The sequence below is a fragment of the Bombilactobacillus sp. ESL1187 genome, assembly GCF_058107155.1.
Genome location: NZ_JBYLTZ010000001.1, coordinates 1,290,324 through 1,315,053, shown reverse-complemented (window position 1 = coordinate 1,315,053; position 24,730 = coordinate 1,290,324). Strand labels below are relative to the sequence as shown.

The following is a 24,730-nucleotide window of genomic DNA, read 5'->3' as shown; positions in this document are numbered from 1 at the left end:
CACTATCCCTCCTCTGTAATTATTAATGTAATACATAAGTGGTTCTCACCTAGTTGCGTATCTAACCAAAGTTGTTCATCATCTCTAATTAACTGCCGGACATTAGTTAATCCCACACCTTGATGAGCAGCTTTCGTTGTATACCCGGATTCAAATAATTGATGCACATTTTTAATATTCGATGCTGCATTATCAACCACAATCTCGACTTGACCAGTAGATGCCACAAACGAACAGCCAACAACTTGATCTTTTTCTTTTTGTGCTTGTTCAATCGCATTATCTAACAAAATTCCCAGAACTCTAACAACTGTCAAAATATTAACTTGTTGTAATCGAATTTCTTGAGTTAATTCAAGCCGTAATTGAACGCCGGCATGTTGAGCTGTTAAAAACTTTTGGATAACCAAGCCACGAATTGGATCATTTTTTAAATAATCAATATTCGCAATGGTCATCTGCTTCAAATCTTGCTTAATCGGTTGTTGCTTTAGTAGCTCTTGATAATAATCAGTTAATTGTTGATTATTACCATTTTTGACAAAACCTTCTAAACCCAATAACATATTTTGGTAGTCATGCTTAAATTTGCGTAACTCTGAATATTGCTGTTCAATACTAGATAAATCTGCACGCAGTTGGCGATCTTCTCTAACCCTTTGCTCGGCCTGTTGCCGCGCTACATAAGCCTTAAAAAATAGCCAAGCGTAAACTATTGTCCATGTCGCAAAGACCACAAATAATAACAAAATTAATGATAATGCAGTATAAGTGGATTTAACTTTATCACTAGTAACTAAAATAGCTTCTACAATAAGAAACAGCGTAAAAATAAAAATAAACAAGTACTTAGATAAATCCATAGTTTTAAAATAAAATAAAAAATTTGTTATTTTAAATTTATAAAAAGCATCTATGCTTATAAAGCAAACTATTAAAATTAAGGTAATAAAGTTAGCCCAAAATACCACCCCAACATTATTATAAAGATTGTAAACATTAGATATTCTAAATATAAATTGTACAAAAATACTGATAAAAATTAAAAGGACAATAGATACAGTCTTAATAGTATAGCTAAAATAATCCAACTTTTTATATTTAATAAATGAAAAAGATATAGAAGAAATTAGCCATAATAAAAAATACAAATTACCTACTTCACTACCAATACACCCCCAAAAGAATGCTACTAATAGATCCGTAAGAATAAAGTACAAATGATATTTACGATTAAAGTAATGAATAAGATTTAACACCAAATATAAGATAAAAAAATTATCAAAAATATCAACCCATAAATTAACAAAAATCATCTATTATCCATGTTTGTGAATTAAGTGCCATATCCATTCATGAAGTGGTTCATTTGGTGCAACTACCGTTGCCATTGTAGAAGCTTGTGCACCACCGGTAACTTTTTGTAATTCTGTATCTGATAAATTCTTCAACATAATAAATACCTCCCTTATAACTGATATTATAGTCCAAGAATTAAATTAGTCAGCAATATTTTATTAACGCTTACTTTTCGCCCATAATCAAAATCATTTTAATCTATTTATAATCATTTGATTAGATTTTAATTATTTCAAACCAAAAAATATCTCAACTTTATTTATTCAGCTGCTTTTTCATCAATGATAATCGGGTGGCTAAGGGCGTTCCGGTTAAATCTTTGGTATAAGTCGTCACTTTCTGATATTCTTTACAAATTTGCCGCACAGTTTTTAATTCAGTGGAACTAAGATTCTTATTAAAGACCACAATTAAATCTGCATCCTGAATTTGTTCTGCTAAAACTTGCGGTGCTTCCTGACCAGTTAAGGAGCGATAATCGCCAGCTCTTAAAGTAATTGTATCTTTCGTTTCCGCCAATTTACTACCAATAGTTAAAATCTTTAATCCCTTAAAAAGGGGCTTAAACTTGCGCCGTTTATGTTTAGCAGTGGTCGCTTCGAGCACGGGCCTAGTGATATTTTCAGTATTTGAATATTTCCAAATGATTTTGCCAGATGCTGGATTATTAATTTCGTGGGCATAATCAACCACATCTCCTGCTGCCAATTGAAAAGGTTCAATATCTTCATCAGTTAATAAAATAATCTTTTGCGTTCCAGAATCATCATTAAATTCAATATACAATTGATCAGAATCAGATTGCTGTTGCACTAATAATTGCGACTTAACTTCTCGCACAGCCAACTCGACTTCACGACTACGATCCAAAACTTCAAACTGATATGGTGATTCTAAAGTGTTTTGCACATTAACAGTTTCTGATGTCAAAGTGGCGCGGACAAGATCTCCTGAACGTAAATTTAATTGCCGGACAACTGCTTCCGGAACTGGAACAGGTTGAGTTAGATCAAGCATTCCTCCGCGTAATAATTGTTTAAAATATCCCGTAACCTCCTGTGCTTTAGGACCGTTAGCTGATAATTCTGCTGGCAAATCCCGTGCCGATAGAGGCACGTCAGCATCCAAAAAAGTAGCTTTATCAATGGCTGATAAAATATTTAATTGTTCCTGCATCCGCACCACAATAGTTGATAGATTATTTTCATTGATACTTTGGTTAAGGCTACTGATTTCTGCTTGAATTAAATAAATTAATTTGTCTTTTTTCAAAAATTATCCCTTCAATTCATTAATTAAAAAATACACAAAAACTTTATTTTAGTTTAATAATAACATATGTGAACAAATTCAAAAACGAAAGTATTGTTTAAAATGCAAAATATTTTTAATTGAACCATAAAATAAACTGACACTTAATCAATTTCAAACCTTTTTGCAATATTTTTTGGCACAATTACTGGCTTAAATTACTAAAAAAGCTAGGACCTCTAGTGTCTAATGGTTAGACAACTTTGATCCTAGCTGTAATTTTTCAATTAATAATTTTGCTTAAAAACTGGCGATTGCTTGCTCAATTGGTTGTTCCCCACTACTGAGGTCAAATGCTTGCTTAATCGTGAGCGGATTTTTTAAACAAGCCACAATGGTTGCCGCTACATCAGCGCGGGCAATAGAGCGCAAGCCCGCATCAGTTTGTAAACTCAACCGTGGTGCTAGTTGGATACGTCCTTGCCCAACAGCATTAGTTAAAACTGCCGGGCGAATAATCGTATAATTCAAACCGCTGTGCAGTAGCCATTGATCAGCATAATATTTAGCAGCGTAATAATAATTTCCCGTTGATAACTCCTGCCGTTGATAAGACCATAATCCACGATTGTCAGCTTGGAGAGCACTAACCATCACGAAACGTTGGGCCTGCGCTAACTGAGCAGCTTGAATCATTTTAATCGCCCCATCTAAGTCAATCATCATGGTTTGATCCGCCCCAGTTTTGCCACCAGAACCCGCGGCAAACACCACTGCATCAATATTGTGGGTTGCTTGCACCAGTTGATTTAACTCACCGGCCAAATCAATGAATTGCGTAGCCACACCTTGAGCCTGATAAGCAGCGATTTGCGCAGACTGTCTTAAACCTGCCACAACCTGAATTTGTGGTTCTGACTGTAATTGTTGAACTACTAATCGTCCAATTTGACCATGAGCTCCTACCACTAAAACACGCATTAATTTATCTCCTTAAACTTCTAATCCAGCAGTTCTTTTACTTTTAATCAAATCATTAAGTTTGCGTAAGCGGTGATTAATTCCGGACTTAGAAATTGAGCCACTGGGTACTAGCTGTCCTAATTCGGTTAGAGACATCTCTGGGTTAGCTAAACGTAATTCCGCAATTTCCTTAAGCTTCGGGGGTAACGTTTCTAAACCAAAATTATCTTGCCAAAATTTAATATTTTCAACTTGCTGACTCGCCGCCTTAATCGTCTTATTAATATTGGCATTTTCACAGTTGACTAAACGATTAACTGAGTTCCGCATATCGCGCACAATGCGAATATCTTCAAACTTTAACATTGCTGACGTGGCGCCAATCACCCGTAAAAAGTCCGAAATTTTTTCAGCTTCTTTCAGGTAAACAATATAACCACTGCGCCGAGCCGTCGCCCGCGCATGCAAGTTAAATTGATTCATCAATTGCAAAATTCCCTGATTCTGATCTTCATATAAGGAATAAATTTCTAAATGATAACTAGAAGTTTCCGGATTATTGACACTTCCCCCCGCTAAAAAGGCCCCCCGCAAATAAGACCGCGCGCGTTGTTTGGAATTCAGCACATCTGCTGGGATATCAGTCCGAATTTGAAAGCCATTAACTTCTACAATACGTAAATCGGCTAAAATAGGCTGCACCTGCCGGCGCAAGCGTACAATATACTGATTATTCTTTTTCAATTTCATTTTGCGACGAACCACTAGATCCGCCTCCACGGTATACAACTGTTGCAATAACGCGTAAATCCGCCGCGCAATCGCGGGATTTTCTGTTTGAACATCCAAAATAAAATGATGATCAACTAACGATAAACTGCCATTCATTCGAATTAAAGCCGATAATTCGGCCCGCGCATGCTCTGGATGAACTTCTAGACTAGTTAATTCTTTTTTGACAGTGCTGGCATAAGAAGCCATCAGACATACCACCTTTTTTACATACAAAACTCATTTTTATTGTTTTCTAGTGCCCGCTTGAAAAGCCAAGTTTAACAATTCTCGCGCCACTTTATCACCATCATGAAAGGCACCGCCATCATGCAACGATAAATAATCATCCGTAATGACACGACAGCCTTGTTGCCGTAAGCCTGCAAAATCCGACTTAACTTGCGCCAAATATTCATTGTATTTTTCATGATCCATATAATCACTCGGAACTGGCTTACCATTAACTAACACGGTGTTAATATAGTGCCCGCCCAAATGACGATTCAACACCCGCACATGATCTGCATCTGTAAAATTAACAGTTTCGCCAATCTGCGTCATAATATTACAAATATAAACCACTTCTGCTGAAGTTTGTTGCAAAGCCTGCTGCACATTACTAATCATTAAATTCGGTAAAATACTCGTAAATAAACTTCCCGGTCCTAACACAATCACATCGGCCTGCATAATAGCTGCTAAGACCGGCAAAACTGCCGCGGGCTTTTGCTGGGGATTATTGGTATCACTCACCCAGACGCGTTGAATATTTTTACCTGCGTAAGTAATTTCGTGTTCACCAGCTAATTGCGTGCCATCTGTAAATTCAGCATGCAAAGTCAGTGGTGAATTAGATACTGGAAAGACGTGTCCTTCCACCTCCATCATTTTGGCCAACTGTTGCACTGCATCAAAAATATCATTTTGATACATTTCTGATAAAGCCGCAATCACCAAATTGCCAATCGCATGCCCCGCCAAAAAAGAATCATCACTATTAAAGCGATATTGAAAAACGTCTAACGGTAATTGCTCCCAATTAGACAAAGAAACTAACACATTACGAATATCTCCTGGGGGAACCACATTAATATAATTACGAATAGCTCCGGAGGAACCACCATTATCTGCTACAGTCACTACAGCTGTAATATCAGCATTTAATTGCTGTAAACTGTGTAAGATAACAGGTAAGCCTGTTCCGCCACCAATTACCGTGATTTTAGGCTTCCGCCCTTTAATAACCTTGATAGTCTTCGTAGTATCTCTCATGAACGATTCACCGACTCCTTATGTCGATTGATATCTCGATGATCAATTTTGACATCATAATTTAATTGTTGTAAATCTTCTCCTAATCGTTGAGCGATGGCGACCGAACGGTGCTGGCCGCCAGTACAACCAATGGCAATTGTCAACATTGTTTTGCCTTCTTGTTGATATTGCGGAATGATCGTTTTCATTAAAGTAAAATATTGTTGATAAAATTGCTGTGCTGCGGTTTGGCTAAAAACATAAGCCGCAACATTTTTTTGAAGCCCCGTTTGTTGCCGCATCACTGGGTCATAATACGGATTGGGTAAAAAGCGCACATCCATCATATCATCTGCATCAATAGGCACACCATACTTAAAACCAAAGGACATGACCACAATATGAAACGGCGTTACTTGTTGTTGATCAAATTGATGAAAAATTTCGGCGCGTAATTGGCGCGGCGTTAAATTAGTGGTATCAACGATTAAGGCCGCTCGTTGGTATAGTGGCTTTAATAAACGGCGTTCTTTGACAATGCCATTAATCAAGCGTCCTTCCATGGCCAATGGATGTGAGCGTCGAGTTTCTTTGTAACGTGCCACTAACTCTTCATTAGTCGCATCTAAAAATAAAATTTTTGTTTGAATCGTTGAGTAATCTTCTAGTCCCGTTAAACTACTCAAAAGCTGATCATAAAAAACCTGTGACCGTAAATCAATGACTACAGCAATTTTGTTCATATTACCTGCTTCTTGAACTAGCTGAATAAATTTACCTAATAAAGCTGGTGGTAAATTATCAATGCAAAAATAACCCATATCTTCAAAAGCCTGAACCGCTACTGTCTTACCAGCACCGCTCATTCCGGAAATAATTACTAAATCCGTCTTTTTTTGTTGCTTAGTCACTCAGTCATCCGCTCCTTTACTCGCCACTAAGTTGCAGTATCATATCCTGACAGCAAAATTTTTGCCGACAGGTCCTAGCAAATTTAAACTTCAACTACTCTTACTGAAATTAACAAACTTATTATAGAGATTATTTTATCAATTAACAATTCTTATCGATTAAATAATTAGCCCGTAGTATTAAAAAAACTTGGATATTAATCCAAGTCTTTTGCCCGTGGTGTTTGTTCTAACACAGGTTGCAAATAATGCCCGGTATATGAATGCGGATTAGCAGCTACTTCTTCTGGGGTTCCTGTGGCCACAACTTGACCACCCAAGTCACCGCCTTCAGGTCCTAAATCAATTAACCAATCTGCCGATTTGATGACATCCAGATTATGTTCAATCACTAAAACGGTATTTCCTTGATCCACCAAGCGTTGTAAAACCGCCAAAAGACGTTTGACGTCATCAACGTGTAACCCAGTTGTCGGCTCATCTAAGATATAAAAGTTTTGCCCATCAACTTTCTTGTATAGTTCAGAAGCTAGTTTCATCCGTTGAGCTTCACCACCAGACAAAGTTGTTGCTGATTGGCCCAATTGGACATAGCCTAGCCCCACATCAACAATCGTTTGTAACTTCCGTTTAATCTTTGGTAAATGATCAAAGAATTCTAAAGCTTGCATTACCGTCATTTTCAACACGTCGGCAATCGTCTTGCCTTTATAAGTTACCTCCAAGGTTTCTGAATTATAACGAGTTCCATGGCAAACTTCACAAGGAACATAAACATCTGGTAGGAAATTCATTTCAATCTTAATAATGCCATCACCTTTGCAGGCTTCACACCGACCACCTTTGACATTGAAAGAAAACCGGCCCTTTGTATAACCCCGAACTTTGGCTTCGTTAGTTTGCGCAAACAAGCCCCGAATATCATCAAAGACCCCTGTGTACGTTGCAGGATTACTCCGGGGAGTGCGACCAATCGGGCTTTGATCAATATTAATTAAAGATTTTAGATGTTGATAACCCGTAATACTTTGATATTGACCGGCGCGTTGCGAATTATGATTGATTTTTTGAGCTAAAGCGCGTTGTAAAATCGTATTAACTAATGATGACTTGCCGGAACCCGAAACACCAGTCACCGCAATAAATTTGCCTAGCGGAAATTGTACATCAATCTTTTTTAAATTATTTTCCGCCGCACCAGTTACTTCAATATATTGCCCATTACCTGCGCGCCGTTGTGCTGGTAAGGCAATATATTTTTTACCAGCTAAATACTGTCCTGTCAACGACTGCGGGTTCGCCTGAACCTCTGCCGGCGTCCCTGCTGCCACAATCTGGCCCCCAGCAGCACCAGCGCCTGGACCGACATCAATCAAATAATCAGCTTGCCGCATCGTATCTTCATCGTGTTCCACCACAATGAGCGTATTGCCTAAATCACGCATCTTTTTTAAGGAGCGAATTAAACGTTCGTTATCCCGTTGATGTAAACCAATGGAGGGTTCATCTAAAATATACAAAACCCCGGAGAGGTTGGAACCAATTTGCGTGGCTAAACGAATCCGCTGAGCTTCACCACCAGACAAAGTTCCCGCTGCTCGTGATAAAGTTAAATAGTCCAAACCGACATTTTGTAAGAAGGATAAACGATCAATAACTTCTTTTAAAATTGGTTGCGCAATCACCTGATTTTGTGGCGACAGCTTAACACTTTGAAAGAACGGCAAAGCTTGTTTGATGGCTAAATCGGACACAGCGGCAATATTTTGACCATTGACTTGAACGCACAGGGCTTTTTGGTTTAACCGTTGCCCATGACAAAGCGGACATTGTAGCTCTGTAAAATATTTCCGCATCACTTCCCGCATAAAAGCACTGGAAGGTTTTTCATACCGGTGTTTAATATTAGGAATGACCCCCTCAAAATAGGTATCAACATCACGGACACTGCCAAAATCATTATCAAAGTGTAAATGAATTTCTTGTTGATCATTACCATATAAAACGGTCTGTTGTTGTGCAGGTGATAATTTGGCAAAAGCCACATCTTGAGGAATTTGCAACTGCTCACAAACTTGTTCCAATACCTGTGGATAATATTGAGAATGCTCTGGACTCCAAGGAACAATTGCCCCTTGTGCAATCGTCAAATCAGGATCAGGAACCACCAATTGGGGATCAACTTCTAGTTTCATCCCCAAACCATCACATTCCGGACAAGCACCAAACGGAGCGTTAAATGAGAATAAGCGCGGTTCCAACTCGCCAACGCCAAAACCACATAAAGGACAGGCATAGTGCTCTGAAAACACTAACGCCTTTTGACCAATCACATCGGCGGTCATATAACCATCGGATAACCGTAAGGCCGATTCAATCGAATCAAACAGCCGCGAACGAATCTGTTCTTTGATAACTACCCGATCCACCACAACAGAAATATCGTGTTTTTGATTTTTGTTGAGCTCTAGCTGTTCATTAACTTCATGCTGCTCGCCGTCAATTAAGACACGGACATAACCTTGCTTAGCAATTTTGGCCAAAACTTTTTTATGCTGGCCTTTTTTGGCACGAATAACTGGCGCCAAAATTTGCACCTTGGTACGTTCGGGTAATTGTAATAACCGATCAACCATTTGTTCCACTGATTGACTCGTAATCGGTGTTCCATCATTCGGACAAATCGGAGTCCCGACACGCGCCCATAATAATCGTAAATAATCGTTAATTTCAGTGACAGTGCCGACGGTGGAACGCGGATTTTTGGATGTTGTTTTTTGATCAATAGAAATAGCGGGACTTAAGCCATCAATTGAATCCACATCTGGTTTATCCATTTGTCCTAAAAATTGGCGGGCATAAGAAGATAAACTTTGTACATACCGTCTTTGACCTTCAGCATACAAAGTATCAAAGGCTAAAGAACTTTTACCAGAACCGGATAAACCGGTCATGACCACTAATTTATTGCGTGGAATTGTGACATCGACATTTTTTAAATTGTGCGAACGGGCACCGTGAATGACAATATTTTCGTTTACCATTAATCAATCTCTGCTTTCAATTCTAAAATTGTATCGCGTAAATTGGCTGCTTGTTCAAAGTCTAATTTTTTGGCAGCTTGGTTCATTTGATCAGTCAATTGCGTCAACAGTTCTGTCTGATCCTTTTTGGTCATATTATTAAAATCAAACGGATCTTGCGTAATTGCTTGTTCTTGACTGCTACTATTATCAACAGTCTTTAAGGCCGTAATCGCTGCGCGAATTGGCTTTTGAATTGTTTGTGGTTGAATATGATGGACTTCATTGAAATGTTGCTGAATTTGCCGCCGCCGTTTAGTTTCTTCAATCGCTACTTTCATTGAATCGGTGATATGATCAGCGTACATAATGACATGACCATGAACGTTCCGCGCAGCCCGTCCAATCGTTTGAATTAACGGCCGTTCAGAGCGTAAGAAACCTTCTTTATCGGCATCCAAAATTGCAATTAAGGACACTTCTGGTACATCAATGCCTTCACGTAATAAATTAATGCCAATCAATACATCGTATTTGCCTAACCGCAGATCCCGAATAATTTCCGTGCGTTCCAAAGTTTTAATATCACTGTGCAAATAGGCCACTTTAATGCCCAAATCTTTTAAATAATCGGTTAAATCTTCAGCCATTTTTTTAGTTAAAGTCGTCACCAACGTCCGTTCGTGTTGCTCAATACGCTGATTAATTTCCCCTACTAAATCATCAATTTGGCCCATAATCGACCGTACTTCTATTTCAGGATCTAACAAACCAGTCGGACGAATTACTTGTTCCACCACTTCGTTAGTTTGTTCCATTTCGTAAGGCCCCGGCGTTGCAGAAACGTACAAAATCTGATTAACATGCTGTTCAAATTCCGCTAAAGTTAACGGGCGGTTATCCAAAGCACTTGGCAAGCGAAAGCCATAATCAACCAGCATCTGCTTACGGGCGCGATCACCATTATACATACCACGAATTTGCGGCATCGTCACATGAGATTCATCAATCATAATGTTAAAATCATCGGGAAAAAAGTCAAGTAATGTAAACGGCGGTTCGCCTTCGCTACGCCCTTCCATGTGTCGCGAATAATTTTCAATGCCTGACGTATATCCCATTTCTCGCATCATTTCAATATCATAATTAGTGCGCTGCTCCAAGCGTTGGGCTTCCAGCAATTTACCAGCCTGTTTTAATTCTTTTAAACGCTGGTCCAATTCCAAAGAAATGCGTTCTAAAGCGGCCTGCATTTGTGTTTCATTAGTCATAAAATGCGTTGCTGGAAAGATCGAAACCTGCGGACGTTCGCCAATTAATTCCCCAGTTAACGGATCCATTTCTAAAATCCGGTCAATTTCATCGCCAAAAAATTCAATGCGTAAAGAATGATCATCCCGTGACGCTGGAAAAATATCGACCACATCACCGCGTACCCGAAAACGGCCCCGCTGAAAGTCAATATCATTACGTTCAAATTGATTATTAATTAAGTTCTTGAGTAATTCATCGCGACTAATCTCTTGCCCCGACCGCAAGGAAATGACACTTTGTTGATATTCCCGCGGATCACCTAAACCAAAGATACACGAAACGGAAGCAACCACAATCACATCATTACGTTCTAGTAATGCCGAAGTCGCCGCATGACGTAATTTATCAATTTCATCATTAATACTGGAGTCTTTTTCAATATAGGTATCACTAGAAGGCACATAAGCTTCTGGCTGATAATAGTCATAATAACTCACAAAGTATTCCACCGCATTATGAGGAAAGAATTCCTTAAACTCACCATACAACTGACCAGCCAGCGTTTTATTATGGGAAATCACGAGCGTCGGTTTGTTCAATTTTTGAATAACATTGGCCATGGTAAAAGTTTTTCCAGTTCCGGTAGCTCCTTTTAACACCTGCGTACGATTACCCTTTTGAAAATCTGTTACTAATTGATCAATAGCTTGTTGTTGATCACCTGCCGGCTGATACTTAGAAACTAATTCAAATTGATTATCTGTTATCCGATCAATCACTCTGAGTCCTCCTTAACATCAATACGAGCATTCTTTTCGTCTCAAGTGCGACTCACTTTAAATCTTTAAAGTCAAAAAAGCCAAATTCTAAAGGATAAACTTACTTTAGTAATTTGACTCTTCATAAAGTTTTTAACCTAGTGGTTCATATCATACCACTCCGAACATATTTTCGCCATTAACATATAACCTTAAACTAATCCGCAGTCAAAAAGTTTTAAACTTAGTCATACCACGCATTAACCACTTGAGCGTAAGCAGCTAATTTAGCATCAGCCGTGGCCTGGTTATCGGCACAAACTCCCACATAATTTTTAATCTTGGGTTCTGTACCCGATGGCCGCACCGCAATCCAAGTTTCATCTGCTAAGATAAATTTCAAGACGTTGGACTGGGGCAGATTTAATGTTGCTTGGGTTCCATCAGAATTTATTTGTTGACCACTTTGAAAATCTTGGACACTAACAACAGCGGTCCCATTAATGGTTTGGGGCACTTGCTGACGAAATTGTTGCATCAAAGTCTGCATTTGCTGTACACCGTCGACACCAGCAAACGTCTTCGCAATCGTTTGTTCTTTAAAGTAACCGTATTGTTGGTAGATTTGTTGTAGGCCATCATACAAAGTCAAATTCTGACTCTTATAATACGCGGCCACTTCAGCTAATAATAAACTAGCTTGAATCGCATCTTTATCCCGGACAAACGGTTGAATCAAATAACCATAACTTTCTTCAAACCCAAATAAAAATTGATGTTCCCCCGTTTGTTCAAATTGTTGAATTTGCTCCGCAATAAACTTAAAACCAGTCAAAACGTTAATCATTTGGACTTGATAATGATTGGCAATTTTCGTTGCTAATTCGGTAGAGACAATTGATTTAACCACTGCCGCATTCTTAGGTAATTGATGCAAGCGTTGCTTAGTCTTTAAAATATATTCCAACAAAACACAAGCAATTTGATTGCCCGTCATTAATTGGTAATTGCCATCTGGTTGCAAGACAGCTGCTCCTAGGCGGTCGGCATCGGGATCTGTTGCGATTAAAACATCAGCCGCACTCTTTTGACCATCGCGAATCGCTAGATTAAATGTTTCCGCGAATTCCGGATTTGGAAATTGAACCGTGGCAAATTCGGGATCTAAAATCGCCTGTTCACTCACTAACTGCATATTTTTCAGTCCAGCTTGTTCAAAAACGCGACCCGCCAACATTTTACCCGTTCCATGCAATGGCGTATAAACAAATTTCATTTGCGAATAATCAGCCAGTAACTGGCGGTCAATTGAAACTGCTTGAATAGCTTTGAGATAAGCTTGATCTACATCTTCGCCAATCATTGTTAATAAATGTTGCTGCCGTAATTCATGTAAGTCCGCCACAGCAATTTGAAATAAATCGGCTGCTTGGCGCACATATTTGGTAATCAAATCTGATTCTTTCGGTGGCATTTGCCCACCATCAGGACCATAAATTTTAAAGCCATTATAAGGGGCCGGATTATGGCTGGCCGTTATCATAATGCCTGCATAAGTTTGCAAATGCCGGACGGCAAATGACAATTCCGGTGTCGGTCGCAAACTGTCAAATAGGTAAACTGGGATTTGATGTTGACCTAAAACCCGCGCCGATTCTTGTGCAAACAAAAGAGAATTGTACCGAGAGTCAAAACTAATGACCACGCCTTTGTTTTTTTCTTGTGGTGTCAAAGTATCCATCAATTTGGCCAAACCTTCTGCTGCTTGGCGAACAGTATATAAATTCATCCGATGAATGCCTGGGCCCATTAACCCCCGCATGCCAGCCGTTCCAAATTCTAATGGTTCATAAAAAGCGGCTTCCAATTGTTTCGTATCTGTTGCTAATTTCGTTAATTGTTGTTGTAAAGTCGGATCCAAATGCGGATATTGTGCCCATACTTGATAATTATCTTGCCAACTCATGGTTCAGCCTCCACCTTGTTAGTTATTTAAAGCTTCCTAATTCATTATACCGTTCAACTAAGAAAAGTGGTTACGACAACTTAATTATTCTAAATGAAAAAACGCGACCGTTCCAAATATTTAAGAAATAATTTAACTGCTGGGAGTTTTGTTAAAACAATGATGCTGAATTTTTATCTCGGTGCCCTTTACTTTTCGAGTGGCTAACTTAAGAAATTAATTCAACTCAATTTTTATTCGTCATTAAATTATTCGAACTTAAAAATTCAGTTAATATTTGAAAAGCCAATTTCTTATCTCCAACTTGGCAATGTCTAGCACCGCCACTAGCCTCCGTTAAAATTTTCACCGTCAGAGATCTGGCATTAACTAGACCTGCTGCTTCTTTTAAAGTAACAGCTGCAGGAACGTATAAATCTTTAGTCCCGCCTATTAATAATACATCTGCTATTACTTCATCTAATACTCCCTTCAAGGTATAATTTAAAGCCTCTTTTACAAAATCAACAGGCTGCTTAGTTAACGTAATATCCATGCCTTTTTGCATTTTAAAAGCTAAATCAACATTATTATTGGATAATTTAACCAAAAAGTCATTAAAACTAGTCGCAATTTTCGGATCATCTAAATGGTCTAAATATTGGCTAGCTTGGGGCAACTTCATTACCAATGCATCACTTAAATTCAACATTGCATCATAGGCAATCACGCGCCGAATTCGATGATCTTTAGCAGCGGCTCGCACGGATAAATATCCGCCCAAAGACATTCCCAATAAATCAGCTGAGTCTAATTGATAATAATCAAGCAAATACCCAACGGGTTCTTCCCACTTAGAAGTTAAAGCTAACCCTGAACGTAAAGCTCGTCCTTGACCAGGACCTTCAAACAAAACAAAATTATAATTTGGTAATTGATCATCTAAACCGTATTGAAAGACTAAACGAAGCATTTCTTCCAAATAAGAATCGAAACCACCATGAAATAGTAAAGTTCTTTGCGCATGCGGATGATTGATTCGAACTACTGGCAAAATACCTTTTTGATAAGGAACATCTTCAGAAATCAAGTTAGTGGTGTCAATACTGTGGTAAAAATTATCAACATATCCTCGATAAGTTGCTTGCTTGCGTTCATCTTGCTCAGTCAAAAAGAAATCTGCCAACTGGTAATAAGTCGAAGCTAAGCCATAATCTTTCATTTGCTGAGTTGCTGTGGCTTTTTGTGCCGTCTTCATTGCTAGCTGATTCCAAGTTTCATACCAATCTTGACGACTTTTAATCTGCAAAGCTGTTCGTGCAATAACCTTTTGTACTGCTACGTCCTTTTCATACGGTTCTAAAAAACGATTAATTTGAAAATTAAATTGCTCATTGTCCATATACTTTTGATACATTGTCGCCACTCCTTTCTAACACAAATGAATCGTATCAGTAATAGTTTTTAAATGCAAGTACTTGCTCTCAAAAAAGCTACAAATACTAATTGATACCAAAAAAGCCGCGTACAAAAGTTAAAAACTTTTCCACGCGACTTGCTCTTGTAATTCAAATAATTAACTAAACTAGCTATTTTTCATCAGCCAAAGTTTGTAAATAATTAAAGACATTTTGACCTGCTAAGCCACCATCACCAACTGCTGTGGTAATTTGCCGCAAAGTCTTTTTGCGCACATCACCCACCGCAAAAATTCCTGGGACTGGGGTTTGCATTTGATCATCCGTAATAATCCAACCAGCTTCATCAGTAATCTTTAAGTCACTGAATTGCTGTGTATTAGGTTGGATACCAACATAAATGAACACACCACTAGCTGGTAGCACTTGCTCGGCACCAGAGATTTTATCACGGTATTTCACACCAGTGACTTTTGCTTGGTCGCCCTGAATCTCCTCCACGTCGGCATTCCAAATAAACTTAATTTTGTCATTCGCAAAGGCCCGCTTTTGTAAAATTGGTTGGGCCCGTAGTTGGTCTCTCCGGTGTATGATGGTGACTGATTTAGCTAGTTGAGTTAGATAAATTCCCTCTTCAACAGCAGAATCACCACCACCAATGACCGCTAAATCTTCATTTTTAAAGAAAGCCCCATCACAGACAGCACAATAAGAGACACCTTTACCGGAATAATCTTCTTCGCCAGGAACCCCGATTTTTTTATACTCTGAGCCAGTAGCAATCACTAAAGCTCCCGTCTTAAAAGTTTCATCGCTGGTTTTAACGATTTTATAAGATTGATGATCCTCAACATCCGTCACCATTCCGTATTGATACTTGGCACCAAATTGAATAGTTGAATGATACATTTTTTCACTTAAATCCGGTCCCATAATGGAATCAAACCCGGGATAATTTTCCACCTCGGCAGTATTGTTCATTTGCCCGCCGTAAATGCCCCGATCTAAAATTAAGACTTTCAAGTTAGCCCGTGAAGCATACAAAGCGGCCGTTAAGCCGGCAGGTCCCGCGCCAATTACAATTACATCATATTCTTGCATTTGAGCCACACTTTCTACTTTTTATCACATAATAATCATAAGAGTTAAATTGACCAAAAGCTAGTATTGTGCTTTCCACTAACGTTGATAGGGAAATTTTAAGCCACTTCCGGCCAAATAATCTGGTGGTTGCACTTTTTTACGCCGATAATATATTAGGACACCAGCGCCAATAAACAAAACTAACGACAAAACTTGAGAAACTCTTAAAATGTTCAATAAGTATAAACTATCAGTCCGCATTCCTTCAATAAAAAAGCGGCCAAAAGAATACCATAATACATAACTTAAAAAGACTTCACCTTGCTTAAACAAATGCGGTCGGTGACGCAAACTCAATAGTAAAATCACACCGACTAAGTTCCACAATGATTCATATAAAAACGTTGGTTGGCGATAAGCCCCAGCAATATACATTTGGTGAATAATAAATGGTGGTAGATGTAAAGCATGCAAAAAATGTGCTGAAGTCACTGCACCATAAGCTTCTTGATTCATAAAATTGCCCCAGCGCCCAATCAGTTGTCCCACTAATAAACTCGGCGCAGCAATATCTAAGATTAGCCAAAACGGCAGTTGTCGAACATAAGTAAAGATAATTGCCACAATAAAAGCTGCAATCAAGCCACCATAAATGGCAATGCCGCCATGCCAAATCTTAATAATTTCACTCGGATATTTCGAATAAAAAGACCATTGAAACACCACGTAATAAATACGTGCACCAATGAGTGCAAACGGAATTCCCCAGAGCACTAGATCAATTAAGTCATCCTTCATAATTTGCCGTTTAGGAGCTTCGTTTAAAGCTAACAAAACTCCTAAAATCGCACCACAAGCAATAATGACCCCATACCAATGGATCTCAAAGGGGCCAAATTGCACAAAAATTGGATTTAAAGCTAAACTCATACTGACTCACTTTCTGAATGTTCTTTGATTAAATTATTTAATTGTTTTTCAAAGCGGGCGGCAGCATCATATCCTAATTTTTTAGCCCGATAATTCATAGCGGCCACTTCAATAATATTAGAGATATTTCGCCCGACTTTGACTGGGATCACCATTGAAGGTACATCAACATCAAAAATCCGTTCCGTTTGATTGTCTGTCCCAATCCGATCATAATTCTGATCTTCTGACCAAGCACTTAGATTAACAATTAATTGCACTTCCATAGAGGTTCTGACCGCACTTGCACCAAACAAATTCATCACATCAATAATGCCAATTCCGCGTACTTCCATTAAATTTTTTAAAATTTGGGGAGCTTCACCAACTATCGTATGCTCATTTTGTTGGTAAACATCGACGCGATCGTCCGCTACTAGACGATGACCATTTTTAATTAATTCTAAGGCTGTTTCACTTTTGCCAATCCCGGAATCACCTTTAATCAAGATTCCTAAGCCATAAACATCAATCAAGACGCCGTGAATACTTTTCCGGGGCGCCAAAACCTTTTCTAAATATTGCGTAATAATGTTGGAAACTCGAGTGGTCGTTAAAGGTGAAGTCAAAATAGGAATACGATGTTCTTTCGCGGCACGCTGCATCTCCGTTGATGGCTGAATGCCTCTAGAAAAAACAAACGCTGGTGTTTGATCAGTCGCCATTTCTCGTAAAATATGGTAACGATTCTTGGAAGTCATTGATTGCGCATAAGAGGTCTCCGTCTGACCAAATAATTGAACCCGTTCCGCCGGATAATAATCAAAATAACCAGTTAGTTCCAATCCTGGTCGAGAAATTTCACTTTCTGTAATATTGCGTTCACTTAAAAATTCTGCTCCACTGTAAACTTGAATATTCGTATGATCGATTAAATCTTGAACTGTTACCATCAATTAAATCCTCTCTCAACTTTATCTTTGAAAAACATGATAACCAACAAATGAATTTGCAAATGACATTAGAACAGCCGTCAACATTGCGGCTAAAAAATTATGAAATACAAAACCTGGAACTAAGGTGGCAATGATCTCTAAAGTTAAGGCATTAATGACAATCGAAAACAAGCCAAAGGTCAGTAGCGTAATTGGAAAAGAAATAATCTTCAGTAATGGCTTAATTGTTAAATTCAACAAAACTAGAACAAAACCAGCGATTAAAGCAGTAATCCAATCACTCAGATAAAACAGTGTTGGCAGGACTTTGGCAATGGCCATAAATAGCAAAGTATTAATCACGGTCTGATAAATTAATTTCAAAGCTCGGCTCTCCTTAACATTATTTTTTCATTATAGCATATCCCGCATACATCACCGTGGTTCTGTTTGAACAACGTTCGAATCATTTTTGCTCCAATTGAAAAGCAATCATTTTTTCAATGGCAATAATAAAAAAAAGCTGATCTCAACTTGTATCAACTGCGCCTAATAGACATCAGGCAATAGTATGAAACAAATCAAAATCAGCTAGTCAAAAACTATTTTTTAAAGTTCGGGAGAAATCATTACTTTCACTTGTGATTTATCAGTCATCAATGACTTAATACCTTCTTCAGCATCATCCAAACTAATCTTCTTAGTTACTAATTGTTTGAAGACGTCGCGGTGTTGGTTAATAATTCCAATGGAAGGTGGGAAAGCATTGGCATAACCCATAATCGTATGCACATCAGCACCCTTGTTCTGTAAAGTGGTAATGTCGAATTTATAATCGCCATTAAATAAAGCCACAATCTCTAAAACACCAGCTGGAGCAACTAATTGCACCGCCTGGTCTAAAGTTGGTTGCGCACCAGCACATTCGAAGACTACGTCCACTCCTTGTGGTAATTCTTCATAAACATGTTTAACTAGGTCCACTTCGCCAGAATTAATAACGTCACTAAAGCCTAATTCCTTAGCTTTAGCCAAACGTTCAGGTGATAAATCAGCAATATAAACTTTAGTTGCACCAGCATATTTAGCTACCAAAGCTGTTAACAAGCCAATTGGGCCTGCACCGATAACAGCAACTGTTTGGCCAGCAATCAAACCACTATCACGCACTGCTTCATAAGTGACAGCTGTCGGTTCTACTAAGGCACCCAATTCATAGTCCATGCCTTCAGGCAACTTGAACGTATAAATATCTTTCACATTTACATATTCAGCCATGGCACCATCATCGGAAAAACCAATAAATTGCAAACTACCATCAGGACCCACACCACGTGTACAGTAGTTGTACAAGCCTTTACGGCAAAATTCGCATTTGCCACAGGCAATAATAGGTTCAACACAAACATGATCACCAACTTGAACATTCGTTACGTCGGAGCCGACTTTCACAACCTCACCAGAGAATTCATGTCCTTCAGTAATTGGTACAGTTTTACCGGTTAACGGATGCTTCTTATATGGGATACCAGTGCCTTCTTGGTACATATGAATATCACTGCCACAAATACCAATATCTTTCACCTTGATTTGAACTTGGTCAGATTTTGGCTCATCTAATTCAACATCTTCGATTCGTAAATCTTGTTTACCATAGATTCTTGCTGCTTTCATGATTTTGCCTCCCAATTATTCAATAACTAAATGTCAGATATCGCTGCATAATTTATTTATTTGCTTTTTAATGCAACCGTATTCAACATGTAAATAATATCACTTTGCTCAAAATAATTCTAGATGAAATAAGTTAATTCTTTAACAAAATTTATCTTTCTGCTAAAAAACAAAAACAGGTTAGAACAAAGTCTGTAAAAACACCACCAGCTAGTCTAAAACTTTCTAATGACATTTTTTAACTATTGTTCTAACCCGCCTACAGCAACTTTTGGTTAACCTAAATCGCAGATTTTTCCTTCTTGAAGATAGACGACCCACTCACATAAATTAGTGACATAATCGCCAATGCGTTTCAAATGGGTCGCCACTAATAAATAAGAAGTTCCATCATCAATACTTTGCGCATTAGCTTTCATTTCTGCCACACAAAGATGATCAATTTCATGAGCCAGTTGATTAATTTGTTCGTCTTGCTGAGCAACAACTATCGCCTTTTGCGCATCATTGGTTAAATACGCATCTAATGCCTGATTAAACATAACTTCAACTTGTTGGGCTAGTTGTTCTAACTGTAGTTTCACTTGGCCAACTGCATTTTTATTTTTAAGTTTCAAGGTCGTGCGAGCAATGCGAACCGCATGATCTCCCATCCGCTCTAAATCTGAACTAGCCTTTAAAATAGTTACAATCATCCGCAAATCAGACGTCACAGGTTGCTGCAAAGCAATCATTTCAAATGACTTTTGTTCTAAGTTGACTTCACGATTATTAATATATTGATCATTATCAATTACTGCTTGTGCCATGGTTAAATCATTCTGCATAAAAGCGGTCATCGCTTTTTTGAGAGCTTCATTCACCATCATTGCCATCTCCGCAAAGCGAACATGTAAATTATTTAATTCTGTTGTAAAATCACTCCGCATAAAAACCTCTTTCTAGCCAAACCGTCCACTAATATAGTCTTCGGTTGTTTGCTGTTGTGGATTCAGAAATATTTTTTTAGTTTGATCCATTTCAATTAACTCACCTTGATAAAAAAACGCCGTTTGATCAGAAATTCGAGACGCTTGATGCATACTGTGGGTCACAATTACCATGGTGTAATTCTGGCGTAGTTCCAATAACATATTCTCAATCTTAGTGGCTGAAATGGGATCTAAAGCACTAGTTGGTTCATCTAATAAGATGACTTCGGGCTTAACTGCTAGAACCCGTGCAATACAAACTCGCTGTTGTTGACCACCTGATAAGGCCAGGGCACTTTGATGTAGTTTGTCTTTAACATCGTCCCAAACAGCCGCGGCTTTTAAACTAGTCTCGACAGCTTCATCTAAAACTTGACGCTCACGAATCCCCGCCAATTTTAATCCGTAAATCACATTATCATAAATCGAAAATGGAAACGGGTTGGGTTGCTGGAAGACCATGCCAACTTGTTTTCGCAGTTGAACAGTATTCATAGTAGGCGCATAAATATCTTGTCCTTTTAATTCGATTTGTCCCTGAATATTAACATCTGCAATTAAGTCATTCATCCGATTTAAACAGCGCAAAAAAGTTGATTTGCCACACCCGGAAGGACCAATCATAGCAGTAATTTCGTGCTGTTTAATGGCTAAATTAATTCCTTTCAACGCTTCATTCGTACCATAAAACACATGTACATTTTGCGCCGTTAAAATATCTGCTGTCATATACTCCTCCTTTAACCAAAATGCCCCGATACATAGTCTTCAGTTAATTGCACTTTCGGCCGCGTAAAAATTTTACGCGTTTGGTCAAACTCAACCATCTTTCCCAAATGAAAAAAGGCTGTATAATCACTCACTCGCGCCGCTTGTTGCATGTTATGAGTCACAATGATAATGGTATAGTTTTGCTTTAGTTGCTGCATCGTATTCTCCAATTTTGCCGTTGAAATCGGATCCAAGGCACTAGCTGGTTCATCCATCAACAAAATATCTGGCTGCAAAGCTAAGGCTCGAGCGATACACAAGCGTTGTTGTTGCCCACCGGACAATGATAAAGCACTCTGATGCAGATTATCTTTGACTTGTTCCCATAAAGACGCTTGCTTTAATGAAGTTTCTACAATTTCAGACAACTTTTGTGGATCAGTCACCCCCCGCCGTTTTAAAGCAAAAGTAATATTATCTTGAATTGATTTTGCAAACGGGTTCGGACGCTGAAAAACCATGCCAATTTGTTCACGAACCGTGTAAACATCGACTTTAGGAGCATTAATATCAACTCCGCGATACATAATTTCCCCCTGAACTTGCGCACTAAAAACCGTATCATTCATTCGATTGAGCGCGCGTAAAAACGTCGATTTGCCCGAACCAGAAGCCCCAATTAACGATGTGATTTTATAACGCTCGAATTGTAAAGATACTTCGTGTAAAGCTTCTTTCGCACCGTAACTGACGCACAAATTCTTGGTCGCTAACGCTACTTCTGCTTGGTCAGCTAAGGCAGCCGTGTAAGTTAATAATTCTGCCATCAAATTATTCTCCTGTTAAATGCTGGTATAGTTTTTTGCTTAAATAGCGCGCCAAAAGATTAAAGCTTAAAACCACTAATACTAAAATTAACGATGCCCCCGAGGAAACTGCCTGTGCATCCGGAATTAAGCCTTCGGAATTCACTTTCCAAATGTGAACGGCTAAAGTTTCCGCAGGCCGTAGCGGATTAAGTGGTGACGTTAAGCTCAGGATATTCCAATTACTAAAGTTTAACGGTGGCGCACTTTGCCCCGCAGTATAAATTAAAGCCGCTGCTTCGCCAAAAACTCGTCCCGCTGCTAAAATTACGCCAGTTACAATCGTGGGCAAACACTCCGGAATAACAACATGCAGCACTGTCTCCCAGCGCGACAAGCCCAACGCTAAGCCGGCTTCACGTTGGCTTAGACTAACTGTTTGCAAAGCGTCTTCCATATTCCGAATTAATAAGGGCAAATTAAACACCATTAACGTTAAGGCACCGGATAAAATTGAGAATTGTAAATGTAAATTGATTACAAAAACTAAAAAGCCAAATAGACCGACCACAATTGATGGTAAAGAACTGAGCACTTCAATTGCTGAACGGATCAAATTCGTTAAACGGAGATTTTGTGCATATTCAGACAAATAGATGGCCACTCCTAGAGCGAAGGGCAACGAAATCCCCATTGATAAGACCAATAAATATAGTGAATTAAATAATTGCACCCCAATTCCCCCACCAGCTTGAAAACTTTTAGCTGGACTAGTTAAAAAGTGCCAATTAATTACACTAATTCCCTTGATAAAAATATATAGTAATAACGCCAACAAAATTAAAATGATCAGCCCCGACAGGCAATAAATTATCACTGTCATAATTTTATTAACTTTTTGTGGATTCATTTCAACGCACCTCGTTTGCTCAAATATTTGACAAGCATATTGAACAACAAAGACATCAATAACAATAACAAGGCTAAGGACCACAAAGCATTGTTAGCTGTTGTTTTCATAATTGTATTCCCCATATTCATCGTTAAGACACTCGTTAACGTCGTAGCAGGCGCTACCAAACTAGTAGGCATTAAAATAGCATTCCCAATCACCATTTGTACAGCTAAGGCTTCACCGAAAGCCCGCGACATCCCAAAAATAATGGCCGTCATAATGTTCGGTGCTGCTGCTCTTAACACTACTTTGGCAATGGTTTGCCACTGGGTCGCTCCTAAGGCCAGTGACGCTTCGCGGTAATAACGCGGTACTGCAGTTAAAGCGTCAACCGTCATTGAGGTAATTGTTGGTAAAATCATGACAAATAACACAATGGCTCCTGCCAAGATTCCAAAGCCACTACCGCCAGCAATTTTTTGTACCATGGGTACGACGATTTCTAAACCAATAAAGCCATAAACAACCGACGGAATCCCCACTAACAGTTCAATCACTGGCTGCAAAATTTGCTTACCTTTATGCGGTGCAATTTCAGTCATAAAAATGGCCGCTGCAATGGCAAACGGCGTAGCCACCAAAACTGCCAGTAAGGTCACCGCAAAAGAACCGACAATCATCGGTAATGCCCCAATCAACGGTTCATGATGTCCATTAGTTTGTTCGGGACTCCAAGTTTTCCCTGTTAAAAAATCCACCAAGCTACCATGATCCTGAAAAAAAACGGCTACCCCTTTGGTGGCAATAAAACCTAAAATGACCAAAACCAATAAAACGACCAAAACAGTTAAACATTGTGTTATTAACTTGCCCCGCTGTTCTAATTTGGCAGATACGGAAGGTCGATTTAACTTTTTCGTAATGGAATCTGACATTTTACTTTCCCCTAACTTTCGTGACTTTGCCGTGAGCATCTTGTTGATATTGCATGGACTGGATTGGAATATAGTGCATTTGCTTAACTTCACGCTCTTGAAAAGCAGTACTTAATAGATAATCAATAAATTTTCTAGTTAATACATTAGGATTTTTAGTGGTATACATATGCTCATATGACCAAATTTTCCAACGATTAGTTTGCACGTTTTTGGCGGAGACCGCGATATTGTCAATTTTCAAAGTTCGTAAATCATGCGTCAAATACGGTAAAGCTACATAGCTAATCGCTCCCGGCGTATTTTTCACAATTTGACGGACCATCCCGCTAGAATCTTGTTCGGGCGCTTTGACGCTAGTTAGTCCTTGCATAACCTGTTGTTCAAAAACCATGCGAGTGCCACTTCCTGGTGCCCGATTAACGATTGAAATTTTCAAATTAGGGCCACCCAAAGTTTGCCAATTGGTAATTTTACCTGCAAAAATCTCTTGTAGTTGCTGCAAAGTAACATTTTTGATCGTTACCTGAGAATTAACGACGGGCACGACCGCTACCACGCAAATACGATGATCAATTAACTTGTGAGCCTTAATCCCGGTCTTTTGTTCTGCAAAAACATCTGAATTGCCAATTGCCACTGCTCGTTGTTGAATCTGCGATAATCCGGTGCCGCTCCCACCGCCTTGAACTGTAATAAAAGAATTAGGATGAGACCGATTATATTGATCACCAGCTGCTTCCACTAAAGGTTGTAACGCTGACGAACCCACTGCTGTAATGCTCTGTTCCTGATGGTTACGCCGACAGCCAGTTAATAGCAGACCAGCCATGATCAATAGCAATCCCCAATTTAATTTTTTCATTGGTTCAACCTCCGGGAGCAGTATAGCAAACCAATG

The 24,730-nt window shown here is 38.9% G+C and carries 22 protein-coding genes; all 22 read right to left on the bottom strand.

Going from position 1 to position 24,730, the window contains the following annotated elements:
• Nucleotides 1–2 precede the first annotated feature (2 nt).
• The 22 genes from AC3B5B_RS06080 to AC3B5B_RS05975 all read right to left on the bottom strand — a co-directional run bounded on the left by AC3B5B_RS06080 (nt 3) and on the right by AC3B5B_RS05975 (nt 24,694).
• Nucleotides 3–845, bottom strand: coding sequence for a sensor histidine kinase (locus AC3B5B_RS06080; RefSeq protein ID WP_489769627.1), 843 nt, complete (start codon nt 843–845; stop codon nt 3–5).
• A 474-nt stretch (nt 846–1,319) separates the two neighbouring features.
• Nucleotides 1,320–1,454, bottom strand: coding sequence for a bacteriocin (locus AC3B5B_RS06075; protein ID WP_489769626.1), 135 nt, complete (start codon nt 1,452–1,454; stop codon nt 1,320–1,322).
• Between the two features lie 160 nt (nt 1,455–1,614).
• Nucleotides 1,615–2,631: a hypothetical protein gene (locus tag AC3B5B_RS06070; RefSeq protein ID WP_489769625.1), complete on the bottom strand. Its 1,017-nt coding sequence runs from the start codon at nt 2,629–2,631 to the stop codon at nt 1,615–1,617.
• Nucleotides 2,632–2,910: 279 nt separating this feature from the next.
• Nucleotides 2,911–3,591, bottom strand: a complete 681-nt coding sequence (locus AC3B5B_RS06065) for an SDR family oxidoreductase (RefSeq protein ID WP_489769624.1) — start codon at nt 3,589–3,591, stop codon at nt 2,911–2,913.
• Between the two features lie 12 nt (nt 3,592–3,603).
• A complete protein-coding gene (gene whiA / locus AC3B5B_RS06060) occupies nt 3,604–4,554 on the bottom strand; it encodes a DNA-binding protein WhiA (protein ID WP_489758273.1) in 951 nt (316 codons plus the stop codon).
• A gap of 36 nt (nt 4,555–4,590) precedes the next feature.
• Nucleotides 4,591–5,619, bottom strand: coding sequence for a gluconeogenesis factor YvcK family protein (locus AC3B5B_RS06055; protein ID WP_489769623.1), 1,029 nt, complete (start codon nt 5,617–5,619; stop codon nt 4,591–4,593).
• Complete coding sequence (rapZ, locus tag AC3B5B_RS06050; RefSeq protein WP_489769622.1) at nt 5,616–6,512, bottom strand: RNase adapter RapZ; 897 nt, start codon at nt 6,510–6,512, stop codon at nt 5,616–5,618. The genes AC3B5B_RS06055 and rapZ overlap by 4 nt, the downstream gene beginning before the upstream one ends.
• A gap of 197 nt (nt 6,513–6,709) precedes the next feature.
• Complete coding sequence (uvrA, locus tag AC3B5B_RS06045; protein ID WP_489769621.1) at nt 6,710–9,556, bottom strand: excinuclease ABC subunit UvrA; 2,847 nt, start codon at nt 9,554–9,556, stop codon at nt 6,710–6,712.
• Nucleotides 9,556–11,568, bottom strand: a complete 2,013-nt coding sequence (gene uvrB / locus AC3B5B_RS06040) for an excinuclease ABC subunit UvrB (protein ID WP_489758269.1) — start codon at nt 11,566–11,568, stop codon at nt 9,556–9,558. Before uvrB ends, uvrA begins: the two co-directional genes overlap by 1 nt.
• 223 nt (nt 11,569–11,791) lie before the next feature.
• Nucleotides 11,792–13,513, bottom strand: coding sequence for a phospho-sugar mutase (locus tag AC3B5B_RS06035; protein ID WP_489769620.1), 1,722 nt, complete (start codon nt 13,511–13,513; stop codon nt 11,792–11,794).
• A 226-nt stretch (nt 13,514–13,739) separates the two neighbouring features.
• Nucleotides 13,740–14,909 (bottom strand): alpha/beta fold hydrolase, encoded by a 1,170-nt coding sequence (locus AC3B5B_RS06030; RefSeq protein WP_489769619.1) that lies wholly within the window; start codon nt 14,907–14,909, stop codon nt 13,740–13,742.
• A gap of 172 nt (nt 14,910–15,081) precedes the next feature.
• Nucleotides 15,082–16,020, bottom strand: coding sequence for a thioredoxin-disulfide reductase (gene trxB, locus AC3B5B_RS06025; RefSeq protein WP_489758266.1), 939 nt, complete (start codon nt 16,018–16,020; stop codon nt 15,082–15,084).
• Nucleotides 16,021–16,089: 69 nt separating this feature from the next.
• Nucleotides 16,090–16,923, bottom strand: a complete 834-nt coding sequence (gene lgt / locus AC3B5B_RS06020) for a prolipoprotein diacylglyceryl transferase (RefSeq protein WP_489758265.1) — start codon at nt 16,921–16,923, stop codon at nt 16,090–16,092.
• On the bottom strand, nt 16,920–17,855 hold the full coding sequence (hprK, locus tag AC3B5B_RS06015; protein WP_489769618.1) for an HPr(Ser) kinase/phosphatase: 936 nt from the start codon (nt 17,853–17,855) through the stop codon (nt 16,920–16,922). The genes lgt and hprK overlap by 4 nt, the downstream gene beginning before the upstream one ends.
• A 21-nt stretch (nt 17,856–17,876) precedes the next feature.
• Nucleotides 17,877–18,221 carry a phage holin family protein gene (locus AC3B5B_RS06010; protein WP_489758263.1) on the bottom strand — a complete coding sequence of 115 codons (345 nt, stop codon included), beginning with the start codon at nt 18,219–18,221 and terminating at the stop codon, nt 17,877–17,879.
• Nucleotides 18,222–18,446: 225 nt separating this feature from the next.
• Nucleotides 18,447–19,511, bottom strand: coding sequence for a 2,3-butanediol dehydrogenase (locus tag AC3B5B_RS06005; protein WP_489758262.1), 1,065 nt, complete (start codon nt 19,509–19,511; stop codon nt 18,447–18,449).
• A gap of 275 nt (nt 19,512–19,786) precedes the next feature.
• Entirely contained in the window at nt 19,787–20,440 is a 654-nt protein-coding gene (gene phoU, locus AC3B5B_RS06000) for a phosphate signaling complex protein PhoU (protein ID WP_489758261.1), read from the bottom strand.
• A 12-nt stretch (nt 20,441–20,452) separates the two neighbouring features.
• Nucleotides 20,453–21,211 carry a phosphate ABC transporter ATP-binding protein PstB gene (pstB, locus tag AC3B5B_RS05995; RefSeq protein ID WP_489769617.1) on the bottom strand — a complete coding sequence of 253 codons (759 nt, stop codon included), beginning with the start codon at nt 21,209–21,211 and terminating at the stop codon, nt 20,453–20,455.
• An 11-nt stretch (nt 21,212–21,222) separates the two neighbouring features.
• The gene (gene pstB, locus AC3B5B_RS05990; RefSeq protein ID WP_489769616.1) at nt 21,223–22,020 is read right to left on the bottom strand and encodes a phosphate ABC transporter ATP-binding protein PstB; all 798 of its coding nucleotides are present in this window, start codon (nt 22,018–22,020) and stop codon (nt 21,223–21,225) included.
• Nucleotides 22,021–22,024: 4 nt separating this feature from the next.
• Nucleotides 22,025–22,909 (bottom strand): phosphate ABC transporter permease PstA, encoded by an 885-nt coding sequence (gene pstA / locus AC3B5B_RS05985; protein WP_489758258.1) that lies wholly within the window; start codon nt 22,907–22,909, stop codon nt 22,025–22,027.
• Nucleotides 22,906–23,829, bottom strand: a complete 924-nt coding sequence (gene pstC / locus AC3B5B_RS05980; RefSeq protein ID WP_489769615.1) for a phosphate ABC transporter permease subunit PstC — start codon at nt 23,827–23,829, stop codon at nt 22,906–22,908. The genes pstA and pstC overlap by 4 nt, the downstream gene beginning before the upstream one ends.
• Nucleotide 23,830: 1 nt before the next feature.
• Nucleotides 23,831–24,694, bottom strand: a complete 864-nt coding sequence (locus AC3B5B_RS05975) for a phosphate ABC transporter substrate-binding protein PstS family protein (RefSeq protein WP_489758256.1) — start codon at nt 24,692–24,694, stop codon at nt 23,831–23,833.
• Between the last annotated feature and the right edge of the window lie 36 nt (nt 24,695–24,730).